Annotated in this window: 17 protein-coding genes; 8 read left to right on the plus strand and 9 right to left on the minus strand. The window is 71.2% G+C overall.

The window, feature by feature from the left end:
• Positions 1-5: 5 nt before the first annotated feature.
• Positions 6-578 (plus strand): copper chaperone PCu(A)C, encoded by a 573-nt coding sequence (locus tag D457_RS0130305; protein WP_051073078.1) that lies wholly within the window; start codon positions 6-8, stop codon positions 576-578.
• A 92-nt stretch (positions 579-670) separates the two neighbouring features.
• Here the strand turns inward: D457_RS0130305 and D457_RS0130310 are convergent, their stop codons facing one another.
• Positions 671-2035 carry a PepSY-associated TM helix domain-containing protein gene (locus D457_RS0130310; RefSeq protein WP_017584421.1) on the minus strand — a complete coding sequence of 455 codons (1365 nt, stop codon included), beginning with the start codon at positions 2033-2035 and terminating at the stop codon, positions 671-673.
• Between the two features lie 203 nt (positions 2036-2238).
• The gene (locus D457_RS0130315; protein WP_017584422.1) at positions 2239-3432 is read right to left on the minus strand and encodes an MFS transporter; all 1194 of its coding nucleotides are present in this window, start codon (positions 3430-3432) and stop codon (positions 2239-2241) included.
• Positions 3433-4421: 989 nt separating this feature from the next.
• Between D457_RS0130315 and D457_RS0130320 the strand changes: the two genes are divergently transcribed.
• On the plus strand, positions 4422-5267 hold the full coding sequence (locus D457_RS0130320) for an SDR family oxidoreductase (protein ID WP_017584423.1): 846 nt from the start codon (positions 4422-4424) through the stop codon (positions 5265-5267).
• 54 nt (positions 5268-5321) lie between these two features.
• Here the strand turns inward: D457_RS0130320 and D457_RS0130325 are convergent, their stop codons facing one another.
• Positions 5322-7655, minus strand: coding sequence for an ATP-binding cassette domain-containing protein (locus tag D457_RS0130325; RefSeq protein ID WP_017584424.1), 2334 nt, complete (start codon positions 7653-7655; stop codon positions 5322-5324).
• 72 nt (positions 7656-7727) lie between these two features.
• Between D457_RS0130325 and D457_RS0130330 the strand changes: the two genes are divergently transcribed.
• Complete coding sequence (locus D457_RS0130330; RefSeq protein ID WP_017584425.1) at positions 7728-8723, plus strand: helix-turn-helix transcriptional regulator; 996 nt, start codon at positions 7728-7730, stop codon at positions 8721-8723.
• On the opposite strand, the gene D457_RS0130335 is transcribed toward D457_RS0130330, so the two are convergent.
• Together D457_RS0130335 and D457_RS37640 are read right to left on the minus strand one after the other, a co-directional pair.
• Positions 8704-9537 carry a WD40 repeat domain-containing protein gene (locus tag D457_RS0130335; RefSeq protein WP_017584426.1) on the minus strand — a complete coding sequence of 278 codons (834 nt, stop codon included), beginning with the start codon at positions 9535-9537 and terminating at the stop codon, positions 8704-8706. The two genes, D457_RS0130330 and D457_RS0130335, sit on opposite strands and share 20 nt — an antisense overlap.
• Positions 9538-9614: 77 nt before the next feature.
• A complete protein-coding gene (locus tag D457_RS37640; protein ID WP_017584427.1) occupies positions 9615-9902 on the minus strand; it encodes a penicillin acylase family protein in 288 nt (95 codons plus the stop codon).
• A 282-nt stretch (positions 9903-10184) separates the two neighbouring features.
• On the opposite strand from D457_RS37640, the gene D457_RS0130345 reads away from it, so the two are divergent.
• On the plus strand, positions 10185-10931 hold the full coding sequence (locus D457_RS0130345) for a thioesterase II family protein (RefSeq protein WP_017584428.1): 747 nt from the start codon (positions 10185-10187) through the stop codon (positions 10929-10931).
• Positions 10932-11000: 69 nt separating this feature from the next.
• On the opposite strand, the gene D457_RS0130350 is transcribed toward D457_RS0130345, so the two are convergent.
• A complete protein-coding gene (locus D457_RS0130350) occupies positions 11001-12824 on the minus strand; it encodes a glycoside hydrolase family 13 protein (RefSeq protein WP_017584429.1) in 1824 nt (607 codons plus the stop codon).
• A gap of 229 nt (positions 12825-13053) precedes the next feature.
• Between D457_RS0130350 and D457_RS0130355 the strand changes: the two genes are divergently transcribed.
• Positions 13054-13575 (plus strand): GNAT family N-acetyltransferase, encoded by a 522-nt coding sequence (locus tag D457_RS0130355; RefSeq protein ID WP_017584430.1) that lies wholly within the window; start codon positions 13054-13056, stop codon positions 13573-13575.
• 303 nt (positions 13576-13878) lie between these two features.
• Here the strand turns inward: D457_RS0130355 and D457_RS0130360 are convergent, their stop codons facing one another.
• Positions 13879-14916: an aldo/keto reductase gene (locus D457_RS0130360; RefSeq protein ID WP_017584431.1), complete on the minus strand. Its 1038-nt coding sequence runs from the start codon at positions 14914-14916 to the stop codon at positions 13879-13881.
• Positions 14917-15004: 88 nt separating this feature from the next.
• Between D457_RS0130360 and D457_RS0130365 the strand changes: the two genes are divergently transcribed.
• The gene (locus tag D457_RS0130365) at positions 15005-15613 is read left to right on the plus strand and encodes a TetR-like C-terminal domain-containing protein (protein WP_017584432.1); all 609 of its coding nucleotides are present in this window, start codon (positions 15005-15007) and stop codon (positions 15611-15613) included.
• Positions 15614-15695: 82 nt separating this feature from the next.
• Here the strand turns inward: D457_RS0130365 and D457_RS0130370 are convergent, their stop codons facing one another.
• On the minus strand, positions 15696-16574 hold the full coding sequence (locus D457_RS0130370; protein WP_017584433.1) for an aldo/keto reductase: 879 nt from the start codon (positions 16572-16574) through the stop codon (positions 15696-15698).
• Between the two features lie 335 nt (positions 16575-16909).
• Positions 16910-17773, minus strand: a complete 864-nt coding sequence (locus D457_RS0130375) for an NAD(P)H-binding protein (protein WP_017584434.1) — start codon at positions 17771-17773, stop codon at positions 16910-16912.
• Between the two features lie 113 nt (positions 17774-17886).
• Between D457_RS0130375 and D457_RS0130380 the strand changes: the two genes are divergently transcribed.
• Positions 17887-18465: a TetR/AcrR family transcriptional regulator gene (locus D457_RS0130380; protein WP_017584435.1), complete on the plus strand. Its 579-nt coding sequence runs from the start codon at positions 17887-17889 to the stop codon at positions 18463-18465.
• A 23-nt stretch (positions 18466-18488) separates the two neighbouring features.
• Positions 18489-19052, plus strand: coding sequence for a CGNR zinc finger domain-containing protein (locus D457_RS0130385; RefSeq protein WP_017584436.1), 564 nt, complete (start codon positions 18489-18491; stop codon positions 19050-19052).
• Positions 19053-19225: the final 173 nt, after the last annotated feature.

The following is a 19225-nucleotide window of genomic DNA, read 5'->3' on the forward strand; positions in this document are numbered from 1 at the left end:
CGACCATGACCAAGACCGTGAGAACCCGGACCGCAAACCCGTTCGCGCAGCGACTGCCCCTGGTGCCGGCGCTGGTCCTGGCACTGCTCGCCACCGCCTGCGCCTCGGAGGCCGAGGTGCCCGAACCCGTGGCGGACGCGGTTGAGCGAGGCAGCGCCCAGGCCGAGGAGCTGCTCATCGAGGACGCCTGGATGCCCGAACCCGCCAACCCCGAGGTGGGGGTGGTCTACCTGGCGGTCACCAACACCGCCGCCACCGCCGACGCCGTCACCGGGGTGCACACCAGTGCCTCACCCGACGCCGACCTGTGCAACACCGAGACCACCGAGTCCGGGGCGGGGGCGATGCGCGTCGTCGACGAGATCCCGGTCCCGGCCGGGGGAACTACGACCTTCGTCGACGGCGGCTACCACGTGATGGTCAACGAAATCCCCGAACCTCTCGAAGTCGGAGACACCGTCACGGTGACCCTGACCTTCGCCAGCGGGAGTGAGGCGGAGGTTGAGGTCCCCGTCCAGGAGATGACCGGCCCCGCCTCCGACCACAGCGGGCACGACGACCACGACGCCCACCACTGACGGATCGGGGGAACAGGAACCGGGGCTCCCGCACACCGGCGGTGACGCGGTGCGGGAGCCCCGAGTTCTACGGTAGGGGCCTCGTGTCGTGGTCAGCGGTGGGCAGGATCCGGTTCGTGGGTTTCAGTCGGTTTCGCCGATCGCACAGCGGACCTGCGGGACCGCCAGCCGATCAGGGCGTCGATCAGCAGGAAGGCGAGCAGCGAGACACCCAGAACAGGCAGCGCCCAGGCCAGGGCGGCACAGGTCGCGACCACCGCCGCCTTCAGCGGCCAGGAAAGGGCCAGGAAGGAACCCCTGGGGTAGGGGCGCCCCACGCCCCAGGCCTCGGCGCGGGTGGGCCTGCGCTGCCACCACATCCGGTAGCCGAGGACGATCACCCAGATCAGCCCGCCGCAGAGCACGGTGAGCAGGATCTGGTTGGGCACGCCGAACAGCAGGCCCATGTGGCCGTCGATGCCCCAGCGGCTCAGTTTGGCCATCAGGGGGTGGTCCTCGAACCGGATCAGCTCGGTGACCTCGGCGGTGTCCTGGGCGATGGCGGCCGAATCCGCCTGGGTGGGCCAGGAGCGTTCGAGTTGGGAAACGACGTAGGGGGAGGAGTGGTCAGCGGGCAGGTTGACGATGACCCGGCCGTCCAGTCCGGCCTCACGGGCGCTGGCCAGGACGGCGTCGATCCCCGCGTCCACCCCCGGGCTGGCGGCGGGGGTTTCGGTGGAGACCGCCGGGGTAGTCCAGGACATCTGTTGGCGCAGGTCGCTGATGTTGGCCCCGGCGTACTTGGACCAGGTCAGGCCGGTGGCGGACAGGAACAGCAGCCCCAGCAGGAGCCACACTCCGGTGGCGGCGTGCAGTGACACGGTGCGCCCTCGCCCCGGCGAGCTTCCGGAGCCGGGCAGGAGCAGTCCGCGCGCCCGCCGGGACCTGGCCCGGGCCACCCACAGGGCGCAGCCGCCCAGGGCCACCACACCCAGCCAGCTGGCCGCGAGTTCGCTGTACAGGCGCCCGAAGTCGCCCAGGTGCAGTTCCCGGTGGAGCAGGTCGATCCAAGTCCGTACCGGCAGGGCGCCACTGGTCCCGTAGCTCTCGGACACCCCCAGCACCTCGCCCCGGTGGGGGTCAACGAACACCGTCGTCTTCGTACTCGAATGCGAGTCCGAGTCGGCACCGGGCAGGCTCAGGTGCACCCAGGTGGAGTCCTCGGGGGTGGTGGCCGGACGTACCGAGTCCACCTGGGCGCCGGGGATCTCGGCCTCGGCGGCACGCACCTGTTCGGTCAGGGGCAGAGACTGTTCGGCGGCCGGGACGCGCAGCAGGTCCTCGTACAGGACCTGCTCCACCTGGGGGGTCCACACGTACAGAAGCCCGGAGACCGCCGCCACCAGGATGAAGGGGCCCACCAATACCCCCGCGTAGAAGTGCAGGCGCAGGATCAGCGGTCTGAGCTGGGCCCACACCCCGGGCCGCCTTGGGGGGTGTTCCCGTTCCGCTCCGGTCGCGGGTTCAGGTACCTGCTTGGTGGTCGTCACTGCCGGATCTGGGGTAGCGGGTGCCGGGTCCATGGGTCTCCTCCGTCGTGGGCGTGATGGCCGCCATTGACGTCGTCCGGCAGCCCCCGGGAGTTCCCGGAACAGGAGGTTTTTTCAGCAGGGATCGGGGATCAGTCGGGGGAGTCTCGGTCGGCCAGTCGGCTCACCCCGGGCACCAGCAGAGGCAACAGACTGGTGACCAGACCCACCGCGGCCGCCCAGAACAGCACCGTGCGGGCGCCCACCGTCTCGGCCAGGGCCCCGGCCACCGCGTACCCGACCGGCTCCAGACCGAAGCTGCCCACCTGGTCGACGCTGATCACCACGCTCAACCGGTCCTGCGGGATCGCCTTCTGCAGCGCGGTGTACCAGTAGACCCCGAACACCATGAAACCCACACCGGTGGCGACGTAGCCGGCCAGCAGCACCGGCACAGCGACGGTCAGTGCCAGGCCCAGCAGTGCCAGCGGGAAGCAGAGCACGCCCAGCAGCGACACCAGACCTGGATGGGCCGGGGTCCAGCGGGCCGCCACGACCCCGCCCACCAGCTGCCCTGCCGCCATGCAGGACAGCGCCAGCCCGTAGACGGGTTCGGGGTAGGAGTCGGCGACCACGATGGGCAGCAGCACGAACCCGGGCGCCAGGGTGGCGGGTGCCTGCACGGTGGCCACCGCGATGATCGCCAGTACCCAGGGCCTGCGCACCACCTCGCGCCAACCCTCCCGCAGGCTCGTGCCCATGGACTCCGTGGCTCGCTCGGGTGCGGGAGGTGCCTCCCGTATCCACACCAGGGTGCTCACACAGATCGCGAAGAGCGCCGCGATGATCAGGAAGACCACCCGTACGTCCACCAGGGCCAACAGCACCCCGGCGGTGGCGGGCCCGGTGATCCCGGCGGCGCGTCCCACGATGTTGCGCAGGGCGTTGGCCTGCTGGAGCTGCTCGCGCGGCACGATCACCGGCATCAGGGAACCGCTGGCCGGTTCCACCACCGAACCCGAGACCCCGCTCAGCGCGGCCAGAGCGAGCAGCCACGGTCCGGCGTCGGGGCCCAGCGCAAACCCCAGCATCACCAGCAGCTGCACGGAGTCGTTGACCACCAGCGCCGTGGACTTGCGCACCCTGGTCAGCAGCGCCCCGGTGAGCAACGCGAACAGAGAACCGGCGGCCCCGCGCACACCCAGGACCAGACCGAGCATCAGGGGGCCGTGTTCGACCAGGACCAGGCCGACCATGGCCACCGGCAGCATCTCCGAACCCAGATCGCCCGCGCTCCGGCCGCCCAGGAGCAGACGAAACCCCCGGTTGCCCAGGGTTTGGGGCACAAAAGAAGCCAGACGGGACAAAACGGGGCCCTTGGTTGAGTCAAACAGGTGGTGAGTCAGACAGACAGCGGGGGGTGGCGTAGCCTCCAGCAGTGTCGCGCAGGTGCCGGTGCCCGCGCGAAGGATTTTCGGTGCCTTTCGGCACCGTGTTCGGGGACCGGCCCCACGGGATGCTGTTGGCGAATCCGGGTGGGGGCCGGGGGTGGTTTCCAGCAGTGGGTTCGAGGGCTTGGGGGTGGGTGGAGGTGTCCGAAACCCGGGCTGGCACGTGTCTGTTGCTTCCGTAACCGTCAGGTCCTCGGTGATCTTGCTACCAGGAGCAAGTTCGGCGCCGAACTTGCTCCTGGTAGCAAGATCACGCTGAAAGGAGGGGCCGAAACCGGTCCGGGTCCGGCCGGGGTGGCGCTTCGATCGGTCTGTTCATCGGGCCGGGTAGGGGGTCCCCGCTGGGCCGAGGGACCAGTGTCTGCTGCGCTGCCGCTGTTCGTCGGGGCGCGTGACCGGCCGTGGCACGAGCACCGATCCCCGCCGAGCTGGGGGCGCTCCTTCCTTCGCTGCCGCTTTTTCGTCGCCCACCTTGACCGGCCGCGACACGTCCAGGCGTTGCCCGCAGGCCGGTGGAGGGCTCCGGCCGAAGGCCGCGCAGTTGGTAGTGCCGTTGGCTTTTGAGCCTCTTGGGGCCCGTCTGCTACCCCGACCACTCCTGCCCCGTTTCCCTATAGCCGCCCACCGCCGTCGCAGCGAAACGGGGCAAGCCGGAGCGCCTGATGACTCGGCGAAGCCGCGACGGCGACGACCTTGAGGCGCGCAGAGGAGACGGCAACCATCGAGCGGTGGGAAACGGTGACTACAGTCCGGACCCCCACCCGGATTCGCCAACAGCATCCTGAAACGCCGGGCCCCGAAAACCTCTTGCCCCGCCCTCCCTAGCGTCGTGAAACTGGCTCCGGCCCTCCCGACCCGTGAGGGCGTGAGCGAAGGGAGAGCACATGACGGACACGACCCTGGTGGTCGGGGCGACCGGGAACGTCGGTTCCCAGGTGGTGCGCCGACTGCTGGAGGAGGGTCGACCCGTACGAGCGCTGAGCCGCAACCCCGAGGCCGCTGACCTGCCCTCCGGGGCCGAGTTGGTGCGCGGGGACCTCACTGACCCCGCGAGCCTCGACAACGCCCTGACCGGTGCGGACGCCGTCTTCCTGGTCTGGCCCGGGGCGGACACCGCACACGCCTCGGCGGTTGCGAAACTCCTCGCGTCGCGGCGGGTGGTGTACCTGTCCTCAGCCGGGATCGACGACAGCCGCCCCACCCAGGCCGACCCGATCAACCAGATGCACGCCGACGTCGAGCGGGCGCTGGCGGGTGGCAGCGCGGACTGGACCTTCCTACGTTGCACCAGTTTCGCTGCCTCACTGCTGGAATGGAGCGACCAGATCCGCGAAGGGGTGGTGCGCGAGGCTTTCGGACAGGCCAGCCGTCCCCTATTGCACGAGCGCGACATCGCCGACGTGGCGGTTCGGGTGCTGCTCGACGGCACGCACCAGGGCGAGCGCCTGTTCCTGAGCGGTCCCGAATCGCTCACCCAGGTGGAGCAGGTGCGGATCATCGGTGCGGCGCTGGGGATTCCCGTGCGCTTCGAGGAGGTCCCGCTGGATGACATGCGGGCTCACATGCGTGAGGAGGGCTGGGCCGAGGTCGACATCGAGGGCATGCTCACCGCCTACGCCGCCATGTCCGAGACCGACCCACCGGTCTGGGACACCGTGGAACGGATCACCGGTCAGGCTCCGCGGGGCCTGAACCGGTGGATCCGCGATCACGAGGACTCCTTCCGCTGATCCCTGCTTGATCTGAGCAGTGCGGGGCGCTTTACGGTCCTATCCCGGCCCGGGCTACCCGGCCAGGTGGGCGCGTAGGGCGTCAGCGGTCGCGCCAACGCCCGAATCCACCAACTCGGCGGGGGGCCCCTCGAACACCACCCGGCCGCCCTCGGGTCCGGCGCCCGGGCCCAGGTCCACCACGTGGTCGGCGGCGGCCACCACGTCCATCCGGTGCTCGACCACCACCACCGTCGCCCCCTCGTCCACCATCCGCTCGAACAGGGCGATCAGCCCGGCCACGTCACCGCCGTGAAGACCGCTCGTGGGCTCGTCCAGTACGTACAACCCCGCCGAGGCAGCCAGCTCCCGGGCCAGTCGGAGCCGCTGGCGCTCCCCGCCCGACAGCGTGTCCAGGGACCGCCCCAGCCCGAGGTAGCCCAACCCGACCCGCTCCAGGCGCTCCAGTGCTGCGGCGATCCCCCGGTCCTCGGCGGGCGCGCTCTCGAAGAAGCCGCGCGCCCGCGCCGCCGTCATCGCCAGCACCTCGGCGATGTTCAGGCCCGCCAGCGTGCATGACAGCGCCTTGGCGTTGAAGCGCAGTCCTCGGCAGTCCTCGCACTCGGTCTGGACGTCGTCGAGGAAGGCCAGGTCGGTGACGATCACCCCGCGCCCACGGCAGGTGGGGCAGGCCCCCTTGGAGTTGGCGCTGAACCAGCCGGGCGCGACCCCGTGTGCCTGGGCGAACAGTCCTCGTAGCGCGTCCTGGATCCCCAGATAGGTCACCGGTGTGGACCTGGGGCCGCCGTGCAGCGCACCCTGGGTGAGGACCACCGCGTCCGGCCGGACCCGGGGTAGTTCCCCGTGTGCGAGTGAGCTCTTGCCCGACCCCGCCACCCCGGTGACCGCCGTCAGCACGCCGGTGGGAACGCGCACATCGATCCCGCGCAGGTTGTGCAGGCGGGCGTTCCGAATCTCCACCGCCCCGCCCGGGGTGCGCGTGCGGGCCTTCACCGCGCGGGGCCGACGCAGGTAGCGGCCGGTGGGAGTGTCAGCCTTCCGCAGCCCTGCCACCGGTCCCTCGTATACCACCCGGCCGCCCTCGGCTCCGGCGCCCGGGCCCAGGTCGACCACGTAGTCGGCCACCGCGATCACGTTCGGGTCGTGCTCCACCACCAGCACGGTGTTGCCCTTGTCGCGCAGCCGCCGCAGCAGCCCGGTGAGCCGGTGCACGTCCGCGGGGTGCAGCCCGGCGCTGGGTTCGTCGAGCACGTAGGTCAGCCCGGTTAGGGCCCCGCCCAGGTGCCGTACCAGCCGCACCCGCTGCGCCTCGCCGCCGGACAGCGTGCCCGAAGCCCGGTCCAGGCTGAGGTAGCCCAGTCCCACCTCCTCCAGTCCGCGCAGGCGCTCCAGCAGTGCGGTGGTCACCGGGGCCACCCGGGGGTCTTTGATGTCGGATACCACCGGGCCGAGCTCGGCCACGGTGAGTGCGCCCAGGTCGGCGATGTTGTGCGGGCCGATCCGGCAGGCCAGAGCCGCCGGGTTGAGCCGCCTGCCCTCGCATTCGGGGCAGGGGCCGCGCCAGATGAAGCGTTCGAGCTCCTCGCGGTCGCGCGGATTGAGCTTGGCCGCGTCCAACAGGCTGCGGGTGATGCGCGGCACCACCCCCTCGAACACCCCGGCGTCCGGGAACTCCGGGTCAGGGTTCGGCAGCCGTACCCCTTCGGCGTGCAGCAGCAGACGGCGCTCCTCGGGGGTGTAGCTGCCCACCGGCACGGTGCGATCGAACAGCCCGGCGTGCACGTAGCGTTTCCAGCGCCAGGAACCCGGTGCGAAGGTGCGCAGCTGGATCGCGCCCTCGTCCAGGGACAGGGCCGGGTCCAGCAGGGCGTCGGCGTCGATGCGCCGCACGGTGCCCAGCCCCTCGCACCCGGGACACATGCCGCTGGGATCGTTGAACGAGAAGGCAGGGGAGTATCCGACCCAGGGCTGGCCGATCCGGGAGAACAGCAGCCGCAGCAGCGGGGCGAGGTCGGTGGCGGTGCCCACGGTCGAGCGGGTGTTGGCGCTGAACCTGCGCTGGTCCACGGCGAGGGTCACGGTCAGGTTGGCCAGCCGGTCGGCGTCGGGCACGCCCAGGTGGGCCATGCGGTTGCGGGTGAAGCTGTCGTGCGCCTCGTTGAGCTGGCGCTGTGACTCGGCGGCGATGGTGCCGTACACGAGGGAGGACTTGCCCGAACCGGACACCCCGGTGAACACGGTGAGCCTTTCCTTGGGCAGGGTCAGGTCCACCCCGCGCAGGTTGTTCTCCCGGGCGCCGACCACGGTGATCCCGGGTGGCGGGGCCGTGTTCGGGGCCGGGGCCGGAGTGGTGGACAGGGCGGGCGGGACGGGTGTCGTGGTGCTCATGGCGGTCACGCTACGAAGAATTGTGGTCAGAATCCGGCCACAACTGGGCGGCGTTCGGGAAGAATTAGGGGCATGGCCGATACCAGTCAGCGGATGCTGCGCCTGCTCTCCCTGCTCCAGAACGGCCGGGCCTGGTCCGGTGCGGAGCTGACCGAAGCGCTGGGCACCAGCCCGCGGTCCATGCGCCGCGACATCGACCGCCTGCGCGAGCACGGCTACCCGGTGGAGAGCCTGCGCGGCCCCGGTGGCCACTACCGGTTGGTGGCGGGCAACGCCGTGCCGCCGCTGATGTTCGAGGACGACGAGGTGGTCACCGTGGCTCTGGGGCTGCGGATGGTCGCGGGTGGACTCAGCGGGGTCCAGGGTGCGGAGGATGGCGCCGAACGAGCCCTGGGCAAGATCGAACGGGTCCTGCCCTCCCGGCTCTCGCGCCGCGCCAGCACCCTGGCCTCGGCGGTGGACCCGGGCCGGCGGGTCTGGCCCGGCGCCTCGGCGCAGGTGCTCACCGGACTGGGTGAAGCGGTCGCCGCCGGGCAGTGGGTGCGGATGACCCACCGGGGTCGCGACGGCCAGGAGCGGCGCCGCAGGGTGGACCCCTACCGGCTGCTTCTGCTGGGGCGGCGCTGGTACCTGTTCGCCTGGGACCGGGACCGCGAGGACTGGCGCTCCTTCCGCCTGGACCGGATCACCGGGCTGACCCCGACCCGCGCCGCGTTCACCCCCAGGGACCTGCCGGCCGAGGACCTGGCCGCGCACCTGGAGCAGGGTTTCGGGACCGGGGAGGGGAGAGGGGGCGGGGAGCGGCTCACCGTCACGGTGCTCTTCCACGCTCCTGCTGCCGAGGTGGCCGCGCGTATCACCCGGGTAGACGGTTCCCTGGAGGCGGTGAGCGCTCACAACTCCCGCTACACCGTCAGGGTGGACTCCTACGAGTGGATCGCGATCGTGCTGGCCCTGACCGGCCTGGACTTCACGGTGGAGGGCCCCGAAGAGCTCAAGGATTTCGCGGCCCGGCTCTCGGCCAGGCTCGGCCGCGCGGTCGGGGCGTTCAGCCCTCCGTCCGGGTGAGGACCACCGGATCGCCTGCGCGGGCGCAGACCAGGTGCCGCGGGTCCCCGGCCAGGACGGTCAGGTGACCGGGCACCCGGGACACGTCCGACGCGATTCGGGTGCGGGTGTCCCAGGTCCGCACCACGCCCCCGCGGCCGGCGGCCGCCACCGTGCGGCCGTCCGACGCGGGCGCGAACACCGCGTACACCTCCTCGCCGGGGGCGGTCGCGAACTCGCCGACCTGCTCACCGGTGCCCACGTCCCACAGCCGCACCCGTTCGTCGTTGTGACCGGTGGCGACGGTGAGCCCGCCCCCGGCCGGCGTCAGCAGTGCCGCGGTCTCCGGCGGTGAGGGCATCGCGGTGTCCAACCGCACCACCAGGCTGTGTCCGGCCAGGTCCCACACGCCCAGCGCGGTCTCCCGGTCGTGGGCGAGCACGGCGACCGTGCCGTCGGGCAGGGTCGCGGCGTCCAGCACCACCAACCAGTCCGAGGAGCCCGCCAAGAGATCGTCGACGGGCGTCAGCCCGGTCAGGTCCCAGGCACGGGCGGTCGAACCCCAGCCGCCGCCGGTGACCGCGACCGGGACGCCCTCGTGGGTGAGCGCCGTGGCCAGGCAGTCGACACCCGCACCGTGCCCGGTTTCGATCCGGCCCAGGACCCGGCGCCGGTCGGGGTCCCACAACCGCAGGGAGCCGTCTGAGTAGCCGCCCGCGAGGATCCTGCCGCCGTCGGGCAGGGCGACCAAGCGGGCGCAGTTGATGGCGGCGTGCGGTGAGGCCGACCCCGAAGGGGTCCACGCCTGGCGCCCGGGGCTGGTCGGGGGCTGCACGGGGGCTCCCTGCCTTTCCTCTGGTCCGGTGGGTGTTCATCCCTCGCCGTCCTCGGGGACTCGGAAGGGGCGGGGCGTCATGCGGGGCCGGCACGGTGTCGCCACGCGGGTGGTTTGCGGGGTTGGTTCGCCTGGTGGTTCTGCCGTGTTCTGGTCGTGTTCTGGGCGTGTGAACGGATCCCTCTCCGTGGAACGCACAAGGGTACGGTCTCGGCCCGCCCGGTGGCCGGGTCACGGGCGGCGGTGAAGCCCTGCGCGGCGAACGCGTCGTCGGCGCGGTGCGCGCGGACCTGCGGTGCGCCCCAGCGGTCGTACACCACCTCGACCGGTGTGCGGAGTCCGTCGACGACGCGGGTGTGTTCCATGGGGACCTCACGGTGGGGGACGGAGCCGGAGCGTGGGCGGAGCCGGAGTGCGACGGCTGGGAGGTGACTGCGGGGACAAGAGTTGTTCGCCCGCTTCGTACCCTTCGCGGGCCCTTGTCACCGTGGAGGGGAGGCCGTTTCCGGTCAGAGTGCTGTGCGGGAGGGGTGGGGGTGTGGTCGTGCTCACGCGGAGGAGCGGGGTGAGTCCTCCGGGTTGCCCGAGGCGTATTACCGGCTGGTAGGTTCGCGTAGTTACCCGACGGTAGAAGGATGAGGAGACTCGTGTACGAGGGCGCCCTGACCCGGCTCAGACCCGTTCCGAACAGCCGTTTCCGGCTCTTCGTCCTGCACCACGCCGGAGGCTCACACCTGGGGTACCGGGGCTGGGTCCGACACTTTCCCGCCGACTGGGAGATCTGCCTGCTGGACGCGCCGGGCCGGGCCCGCCGGGCCGCCGAGGAACCCGTCCGCGACGCCGCCGCCCTGGCCGAGCACCTGCACCGGGTGATCGGCCCCGAACTCGATCGCCCCTTCGGCCTCTTCGGCCACAGCATGGGCGCACTGGTCGCCTACGAGCTCACCCGCCGACTGGCCGACGGAGGGAACCCGCCGGTCTGGCTCGGCGCCTCCGCCTGGAGTCCCGAACCCGGCCCCGAACACGCCGAACCCCGCCACCTGGTCTCCGCCGACCGCCTACGCGAGGCCATCGCCGGAATGGGCGGCACCCCGCGGCACACCCTGGAGGACCCCGACCTGTGGTCCTACGTCGAACCGCTGATGCGCGCCGACCTGGAACTGGTCGACACCTGGAGCCCCGCCCCGCGGTCCGCGCCGCTCCGGGTCCCGCTGTCGGTCTTCGGTGGCGCCGAGGACCGGGGCATGACCCCCGAACGCCTCGCGGGCTGGGCCGACCACGTCGAGGGCGGCTTCGCCCACCACACCCTGCCCGGCGACCACTTCTACTTCACCGGGCGCACTGGTGACGTGGTCTCCCGCATCGTCAAGGACGTCGAGCCACTCCTGGACTGAGGCCCCGCCCAGTTCGAGGGTTCGAGGCCCCAGGGCTTCGGATGGGCTCGCGCCCCGGACCCGGCCTTGTCACGCCCGGGTGCCGACCGCCACCACGTAGCCCGGGCCCTCGGCGGACAGTTCCACCTTCTCGTCCAGCCGAACCTGTGCCCGACCCTCGCTCGCCACGACCTCGAAGTCCGCCGCGTCCAGCTCGCCCGGAGTGGTGATTCGGCCCCCGTGCGGACCGTCGGTCAGGTGCACCAGGACCACCTGCTCGCCCAGGGTTCGCAGGAACGTCATGTGGTGCTCGCCCGCGTCCAGCCAGCGCAGCCCACCGCTCTGCAGCGCGGGCAGCTCCCGGTGCAGGGCCAGCAGGCGGCGGTGGGAGGCCAGCACTTCACGGTCCCAGTCCTCAGGCCGGTGCCAGGGCATGGTGCGCCGAGAGTTCTCCCCGTCGCGCCCCTCCAACCCGATCTCGTCCCCGGCGAACACGAATGGCACCCCCGGCAGCGTGGCCTGGGCGGCCACACCCACCGTTTGACGCACCGGGTCGCCCACCACGGTGCGAAAACGCGCGGAGTCGTGGGTGCTCAGTGCGTTGACGCTGTGCGTGCGCACCCGCCAGGGCAGCCCGGCGTTGGTGGTCCGCATCGCCCGCACGGCCTCGGCCGCACCGCTGCTGGGCAGCGGTGCCGACGTGTGCGTGGCCGCGTACCGCACCCCTTCCGGGCCGGTGTTCAGCCAGGCCCACACCGGTCGGGTGAACCCGGCGTAGTTCATCACCCCGTGCCAGCCGTCGTGGCGGGTGTCGGGTCCGGCGTCGTAGAAGTGCTCGGCCAGCAGCCACGCCTGCGGGGCCGCCTCGCGCATCCGGGAGGCGATCTCCCCGGAGACCTCGTGGTTGACGTCCTGGGCGCCCAACCGGCCGGTCATGTTGGCCACGTCGATCCGCCAGCCGTCCAGGCCCTCCTCGCCGCCCAACCGGTCCACCAGCACCGAGTCGTCAGCGCCGTACACACGCTCGCGCAGCGCCGCGGAGGAGTAGTCGAGCTTGGGCAGTGAACGCACGTTCAGCCAGCTGACGTAGTCGTCGGGGTGCTCGTCGAAGTAGTAGTACCCCGCCTCCTCCGAGTCCGGATCGGCCTGGGCGGCCAGGAACCACTCGTGCTCGTCGCCGGTGTGGTTGGTGGTGAGGTCGCCCATCACCTTCATCCCGCGCGCGTGCGCCTCCCGGGTCAGGGCGCGCAGAGCCGCGTCGCCGCCGAGCAGCGGGTCCACCTCGGTGAAGCTGGAGGCGTCGTAGCGGTGCGTGGAGCGGGCCGGGAAGAAGGGGGTCAGGTACACCACCTGCGCACCGAGCTCGGCCAGGTGGTCCAGGTGGCGGCGCACCCCCTCCAGAGTGCCGCCGAAGTACTCTCCGGGCGCTGCCGGACCGAACCCGGCGGGTTCGTCGTCCCAGGCCCGGGGCACCGCCCAGTCCGGGTGGTCGGCCAGCGGCCCGAGGGAGTCATCGTCGCGGGCGAACCGGTCCGGGAAGATCTGGTAGACGGTGGTCCCGGGCACCCAGGAGGGCGGGTTCGGCGCGTTGACCAGCCGGAAGTTTCCGTCGTCGGTGACCTCGTGGTCGTGTGCGCCCGCCTGGTTGAGCCAGGTGTAACGGCGCTCGCGCACGATCGCGAAACGGTAGGAGGTCACCACGGCCTGCACGGGGATGTGGACCGAGAACCAGCTCACCCCGTCCGTGGTGTGCTCGAGTTCGCCCTCGACCAGGCCCGACTCGCCGTCCTCCACCACGTTCGCGTACACCGCGTCCGCGCCGCCGGGGACCCGCACCCGCAGGCGCGCCCGGTTCCCGTCGAGGGTCACGTAGTCGGGTGACCCGTCGTGGTGGGGGTCGTGGCTGAACAACATGTGGGGACTCCGTAAGCACCAAGAGGAAAGAGCAAGTCACATAATGGCAAGAATTTGGCGTGATTGCGAAAGTTTTTACGTCTTGTTCTTGTGGACAGCGAAATTCGCACAGCCCAGCCCCGTCAGGGATTCCGGTGGCTCCTGGCGGCTGAAAGGCCCTTGGAGAGGGGACTCAGACTCATGCGGTGCCCCCCTGTCCTGGTGGTTTCTCTCGGGTTACCGTTGTGGTATGAGCCTTGAGCTGCCAACCGAACGACTCCTGATCAGGGAGTGGGAGCTGGGCGATGCCGATGCGGCCCTGCAGATCTACGGGGCTGAGGAGGTCGCGCACTGGCTGACACCGGAGTGGCAACCGGTAACCGACATCAGCGCGATGCGCTCGGTGCTTCACGCCTGGATCGAGGCGGGACCGAACCTGATCCCGCCCGCCGGGCGCTGGGCGATCGTCCGTGAGGAAGACGGACAACTGGTGGGAGGGCTGTCGTTGAAGCTGCTCCCGCCCTTCGAGGAGGACTTCGAGCTGACCTGGGCGCTGCGTCCGGACGTGTGGGGGCAGGGCTACGCCACCGAGGCGAGCCAGGCCATCATCAGCTGGGCGTTCAAACAGGGGATCGAGGAGGTGTTCGCGGTCGCACGCCCTCGCAACGAGCGGGCGATCGCCGTCGCGCGCAGACTCGGCATGGAGTGGGTCGGCGAAACCGAGAAGTACTACGGCATGCGCTTGCAGGTGTTCCGCCTGCGTCCCAGCTGAACCTGGGGACCACGGCTGCCACGTCAGCCGCGTCGCGTAGGAAGCACGGCCACGTAGGGAGCACAGCCGCACCGGGCGGCATGGCTGCACGGAGGACGCGGTTACTCGACAAAGGGCACTGGCACAGCTTGACGGCCGCGCGGACGCGACCCCTCGGAGGGCTCCTCCGGCGGGTCGCGTCCGCGTGTCCGGTCGCGTGTCCGGTCGCGTGTCCGGTCGCGTGTTCACGGCTGTGTTGGCGCTGATGCCGCTATCGGTAGCTGAGCGAGCATTCGGCGGTGCACCTGGAGGATCCCCGATCGTTCAGGCGAACATCGGCGGGTCCAGTCGGGCGAAACCCTCCTGGCGGCGGTAGGGGTAGTACGGGTAGGGCGCTTCGCGGTGGCTCACCTCGTCCAGCCGGGCCACCTGGTCGGCCTCCAGCTCCCAGCCCACCGCGCCCAGGTTCTCGACCAACTGCTCCTCGGTGCGCGCTCCGATGATCACCGAGGCCACCGTGGGCCGTCGCAACAGCCAGTTGATCGCCACCTGGGGCACGGTCCGCCCGGTCTCGGCGGCCACCTCCGAGAGCACGTCCACCACGTCGAAGAGCAGCTCCTCGTCCACCGGCGGCCCGAAACCGGAGGTGCGGTGCAGGCGGCTGTGCTCGGGCAGCGGCGCGCCCCGTCGGATACGGCCGGTGAGCCGCCCCCAGCCGAGCGGACTCCACACCAGGGCGCCCACCCCCTGGTCCCGGCCCAGGGGCATGAGCTCCCACTCGTAATCGCGTCCCACGAGCGAGTAGTACACCTGGTGCGCCACATGCCGGGGCAGGTGCAGGCGGTCCGCGGCGGCCAGGGACTTCATCAGCTGCCAGCCGGAGAAGTTGGACGCGCCCACGTAACGCACCTTGCCCTCGCGCACCAGGGTGTCCAGCGCGGACAGGGTCTCCTCCACCGGGGTCGAGGCGTCGAAGGCGTGCAGCTGGAGCAGGTCCAGGTGGTCGGTCCCCAGGCGGTGCAGAGCGTCCTCGGTGGTGCGGATCAGTCGGGAGCGCGAAGTTCCCGCCTCCTGGGGCCCCTCGCCCATGGGCAGGCCGACCTTGGTCGAGAGCAGGACCCGGTCACGGCGACCCCGCACGGCCTGGCCCAGGACCTCCTCGGACGCACCGTCGGAGTAGACGTCGGCGCTGTCGAACAGGGTCACCCCGGCGTCCAGGCACCGGTCCACCAGGGATCGGGCCTGTTCGGGGCCGGTGGTGCCCCATTCGCCGAACAGGGGGCCGCTGCCCCCGAAGGTGCCGGTTCCCAGGCTGAGTGCGGGGACGCGCAGACCGCTGGCGCCCAGGTTTCGGTAGTGCATGGCACTCCAGAGTTAATGGTACGAAAGTCCCGTTAGTACAAGGCGTACGCTAGCAGAAGAGAATCGTTAACGGAATGGGAGTCCCTTCATGGTGCAGGCAGGCGAGCCCGGGAACACGCGTCCGGGCGGCCGGACCGCCCGGGTGCGCGCCGCAGTACTGGCCGCCGCGGGCGACGCGCTCGCCGAGAGCGGCATGAACGGCCTGGACCTGACCGACGTCGCCCGCCGGGCCGGGGTCGGCCGGACCACCGTCTACCGCCGTTGGGGAACGGTTCCCGCCCTGGTGGCGGACCTGCTCCAGGACATGGCCGAGCAGTCACAGCCCAGGGTCGAGACCGGGTCACTGCTCAAGGACCTGCTCGCCAACGCCCGGCTGGTCCGCGAGACCCTGGCCCACCCGCGCCAGGGGCGCCTGTTCAAGGCGATCATCGCCGCCGCCACCTGCGACGAACGCACCGCCCGGGCCCTGCACCGCTTCTACGAGGTGCGCATCAGCGAGTGGGCGCCCTGCGTGGAGCAGGCGGTGGAGCGGGGCGACTTGCCCGAGGGAACCGACGCCCGCGAGGTCATCCGCGCGGTCTCCGCGCCCCTGTACTACCGGCTGCTCGCCAGTGGCCACCCCCTGGACGAGGCCGCCGCCGAACGCTGCGCGCGGGCGGCCGCCGTGGCCGCCCGCGCGGGTGTCTACATGCGTTGAGCGCGGGTCTCGGTTTCCGGGGTTCGGGTTGCCCGCGCCGCGGCGGTGTGCGCCCGGATCCGGGCGCACGGTTCGCGCTCGCTCAGGACAGCAGCTGGCTGATCCGCTCGACCTCTTCGGGGGACAGGCGTACCGCGGCGGCCGCCGTGTTCTCCTCCAGGTGGGCCACCCGTGAGGTGCCCGGGATCGGCATCATCACGGGGGAGCGGTGCAGCAGCCAGGACAGTGCGAGCTGGACCGGGCTCACCCCGTGCTCGGCGGCGATCGCGGCCAGCGGGGAGTCGGCCGCGGCCATCTCGCCCCGGCCCACCGGGGCCCAGGGCAGGAAGGCGATCCCGTCCTTCTCGCACTGCTCCAAGACGTCCTCGGACTGGCGGAAGGACGGCGCGTACTGGTTCTGCACCGAGGCGATCGGGGTGATGGCGCGGGCCGCCGACAGTTCGTCCACGCTCACCTCGCTCAGCCCGATGTGACCGACCTTGCCCTCGCCCTGGAGCTCCACGAGGGCGCCGAGCTGGTCGGCCAGCGGCACCTCGGGGTCGATGCGGTGCAGCTGCATCAGGTCGATCCGCTCCACACCGAGGTTGCGCAGGCTCACCTCCACCTGCTGCCTGAGGTACTCGGGGCGGCCCAGCCGGTGCCACTGCGCCGGACCGGTTCGCACGAACCCGGCCTTGGTGCCGATGACCAGGTCGTCGGCGTAGGGGTAGAGCGCTTCGCGGATGAGCTGTTCGCTGATCTGCGGGCCGTAGGAGTCGGCGGTGTCGATGAAGTTGATCCCGAGCTCGACGGTCCGGCGCAGTACGGCCAGGGCCTCGTCCCGGTCACGGGGCGGGCCCCACACCCCTTCGCCGACGATTCGCATCGCCCCGAACCCCAGGCGGTGGACGGGTAGGTCACTTCCGAGGAGGAGGGTTCCCGCCTGCTCTGCGATGTGGGGTGTGCTGTGTGCGTCGGTCACTGTTTTCCTTCCACTACGGCCGGGTCTGTGCCATGGTGCCAGCTCGACGGGGGCGGCCGGTCTCCGCCGCTCCGTGTCGCCCTTCCGGCCGGGACGGCAGGATTCCAGGCACCGCCGGGGTGCGCAAGGTGCCGGGTTCCCGCCTCGGGGCGAGGAGCGCTTTGAGGACAGCCGATTCGGCGTCATGACCCCGGCCCGACTGTGGTGTCCCGTTCAAGGCTCCCCGAACCCGGACTCACCGGTGCCGGCCGACCGCGAGGCCGTGCGGGGTGTCTGCGGCGCGATCGACCGACAGGAGGCCTTCGGCACCGTCCTGAGCGAGTGCTCGCCGAGTACTACCGGAAGGCGTCCAGGTGGTCGGAGACCCACTGGGCGTAGGTGCGTCCGGGGTGGCCGATCACCCGCTCGTAGTCCTTGGACACGAACTCGTCCGCGGCCCACTCGGTGCTGTCCTCGGGGTCGGGCTCCCACAGCAGCCAGTCGCAGATCTCGGGCGGCACACCTTGGAAGATCCACATCTCACGGGCCTGGGCCGTGGTCAGGTGCTCGAAGGTGATCTCGCGGCCCAGGGCCCGGGAGATCACCGCGGCTCGCTCAGCCGGGGTGATGTGCTCGGGGCCGGTCACCTCGTAGGCCCGGCCGTGGTGGCCGTCCTCCAGCAGGGCTGCCACCGCTATGTCGGCCATGTCGGCCTCATGCACGGGGACCCCGGGGTTGTCGCCGTAGGGCGCGCGGATCACGCCCTCGGCGCGGACCGAGTCCGGGTAGGAGTCCAGGTCGTTGACCATGAACTCGCCGCCGCGCAGGTGAGTCCACTCCAGCCCCGAGCGTTCCACGGCCTCCTCCGCCGGGCGGTGGTGCTGATGGCCGAAGTTGTCGGAGGTGTCGGCCTCGGGGTCGGTCTCCACGGAGGCCGAGGACATCAGCACGATTCGCCGGACCCCGGCCGCTCTGATCCGCGCCACGATCTCCTCGGCGGTCTCGGGGTGCGGGTAGAGCATGACCGAGTCCACGCCGTCGAAGGCGCCTGCGAGGCTCTCGGGTCGGTCGAGGTCGCCCGCGACGGCCTCCACGCCCTCGGGGAAGACGCGGTTGTCCGGGTCACGGCTGAGCGCGCGGACGGCGGCTCCGCGCTCCAGAAGGCGCGTGACCGCTTCGGAGCCGACGGTTCCGCTCGCTCCGGTCACCAGGATGCGCATGGTTCGGGGTCCTCTCGTCGATTTGATGGGGCTTCATTAAACCATAATGGGACAATTGTGTCTCATAAAGAGTCTGAAGTTCCCCGTTTTGGTGCGGACGATAGGTTGGCGCCATGACGAGCACCGAGAACCCGAGGGTGGGGGTGCGCGCCCGGACCCGCAGTGCGATCCTGCGCGCGGCCGCCACCGTCCTGGCCCATGACCGCAACGCCCCGCTGTCGGCGGTCGCCGAGGCGGCCGCGGTGGGCCGCAGTACCCTGCACCGCTACTTCCCCGAGCGCGAGGAACTGCTGGCCGCCACCTACCAGGAGGCGCTCTCGGAGATCGGTCGGGCGATGGACGAGGCCGCGGTCGAGGAGGGGCCGGCCCTGGAGGCCATGCGGCGGGTGGTCGCCGCGCACGTGGAGGTGGGTGACTGGGTGACCTTCGCCTTCGGCGACACCGCCAACGAGGTCTTCGACGATGCCCCGTCCGCCACCGACCCCGAGCCCGATATCCTCACCGACCTGGTCAAGCGTGGGCAGGAGGAAGGGGTGTTCGACCCCGACGCCGACCCCAACTGGGTGGTCCAGGTCCTGTGGGCCCTGGTGTTCACCGGGCTGGAGCGGGCCGAACGGGGGCACATGCCCCGGCACTCCGTGACCCCCACGGTGGTGCGCACCCTGGAGCGGGGGATCGGCGTCCGGGGGTGAGTCCTGCCTGGTGTAATGGATTCATGCACCTGAACCCTTACGGGCAGGATCCCCTGGCCCTCGCGGTGGACCTGGCGAACCGCCCGTGTGCGGACACCGCCGACCTGGAACGGCGTTGCGCCGAGGCCGGATTCCTCCTGGAACGCGCGGTGGGGGAGGCGGACCTGGCCGCGGTCCGCGATTTCCTGACCGGCTGGGCCGAGGTCATCGACAGCCCGGACGATCCCACTCGCGCCGAGCGGCTCAACGCCCTCCTCGCTGAGTACTCCGGGCCGCCGAGGCTCACCGACCACGCGGGCACCGGCTGGCACCTGCACTACCGGCCCGACGATCTACCCGCCCACCGGCAGATCGCCGCGCTGGTCGCGGTCGGCACAGCCCTGCACCTGACCGGTCGGGGCATGAGCCGCCTGGGCCGCTGCGCTGCCCGGGACTGTACGCACGTGTACGCCGACTTCTCCCGCAACGGCCGCCAGCGGTACTGCTCGTCGGTCTGCGGAAACCGCGACGCCGTCCGCCGCCACCGGGCCCGCGCCGCGCAGGAGAACGGGGAACGCGAGAGCGGGAGGGCCTGGCCCGGAGCCTGATTCGGCTCGTTCTCCGGTCCGGGCCGTCCGGGGCCCCTGGCGGTCGGGCCCCGGGCTCACAACCGGATGCTGTTGGTTAATTTCGGAGTGGGGCCTGTGTGGGGCCTGAGGTTCGGGGTGCGGTTCGGGTGAGGTTCGGGTTTCGTTTCTGGTTGCGGTTCCCCCGTTTCCCG

Source organism: Nocardiopsis valliformis DSM 45023, assembly GCF_000340985.1.
Lineage (GTDB): Bacteria > Actinomycetota > Actinomycetes > Streptosporangiales > Streptosporangiaceae > Nocardiopsis > Nocardiopsis exhalans.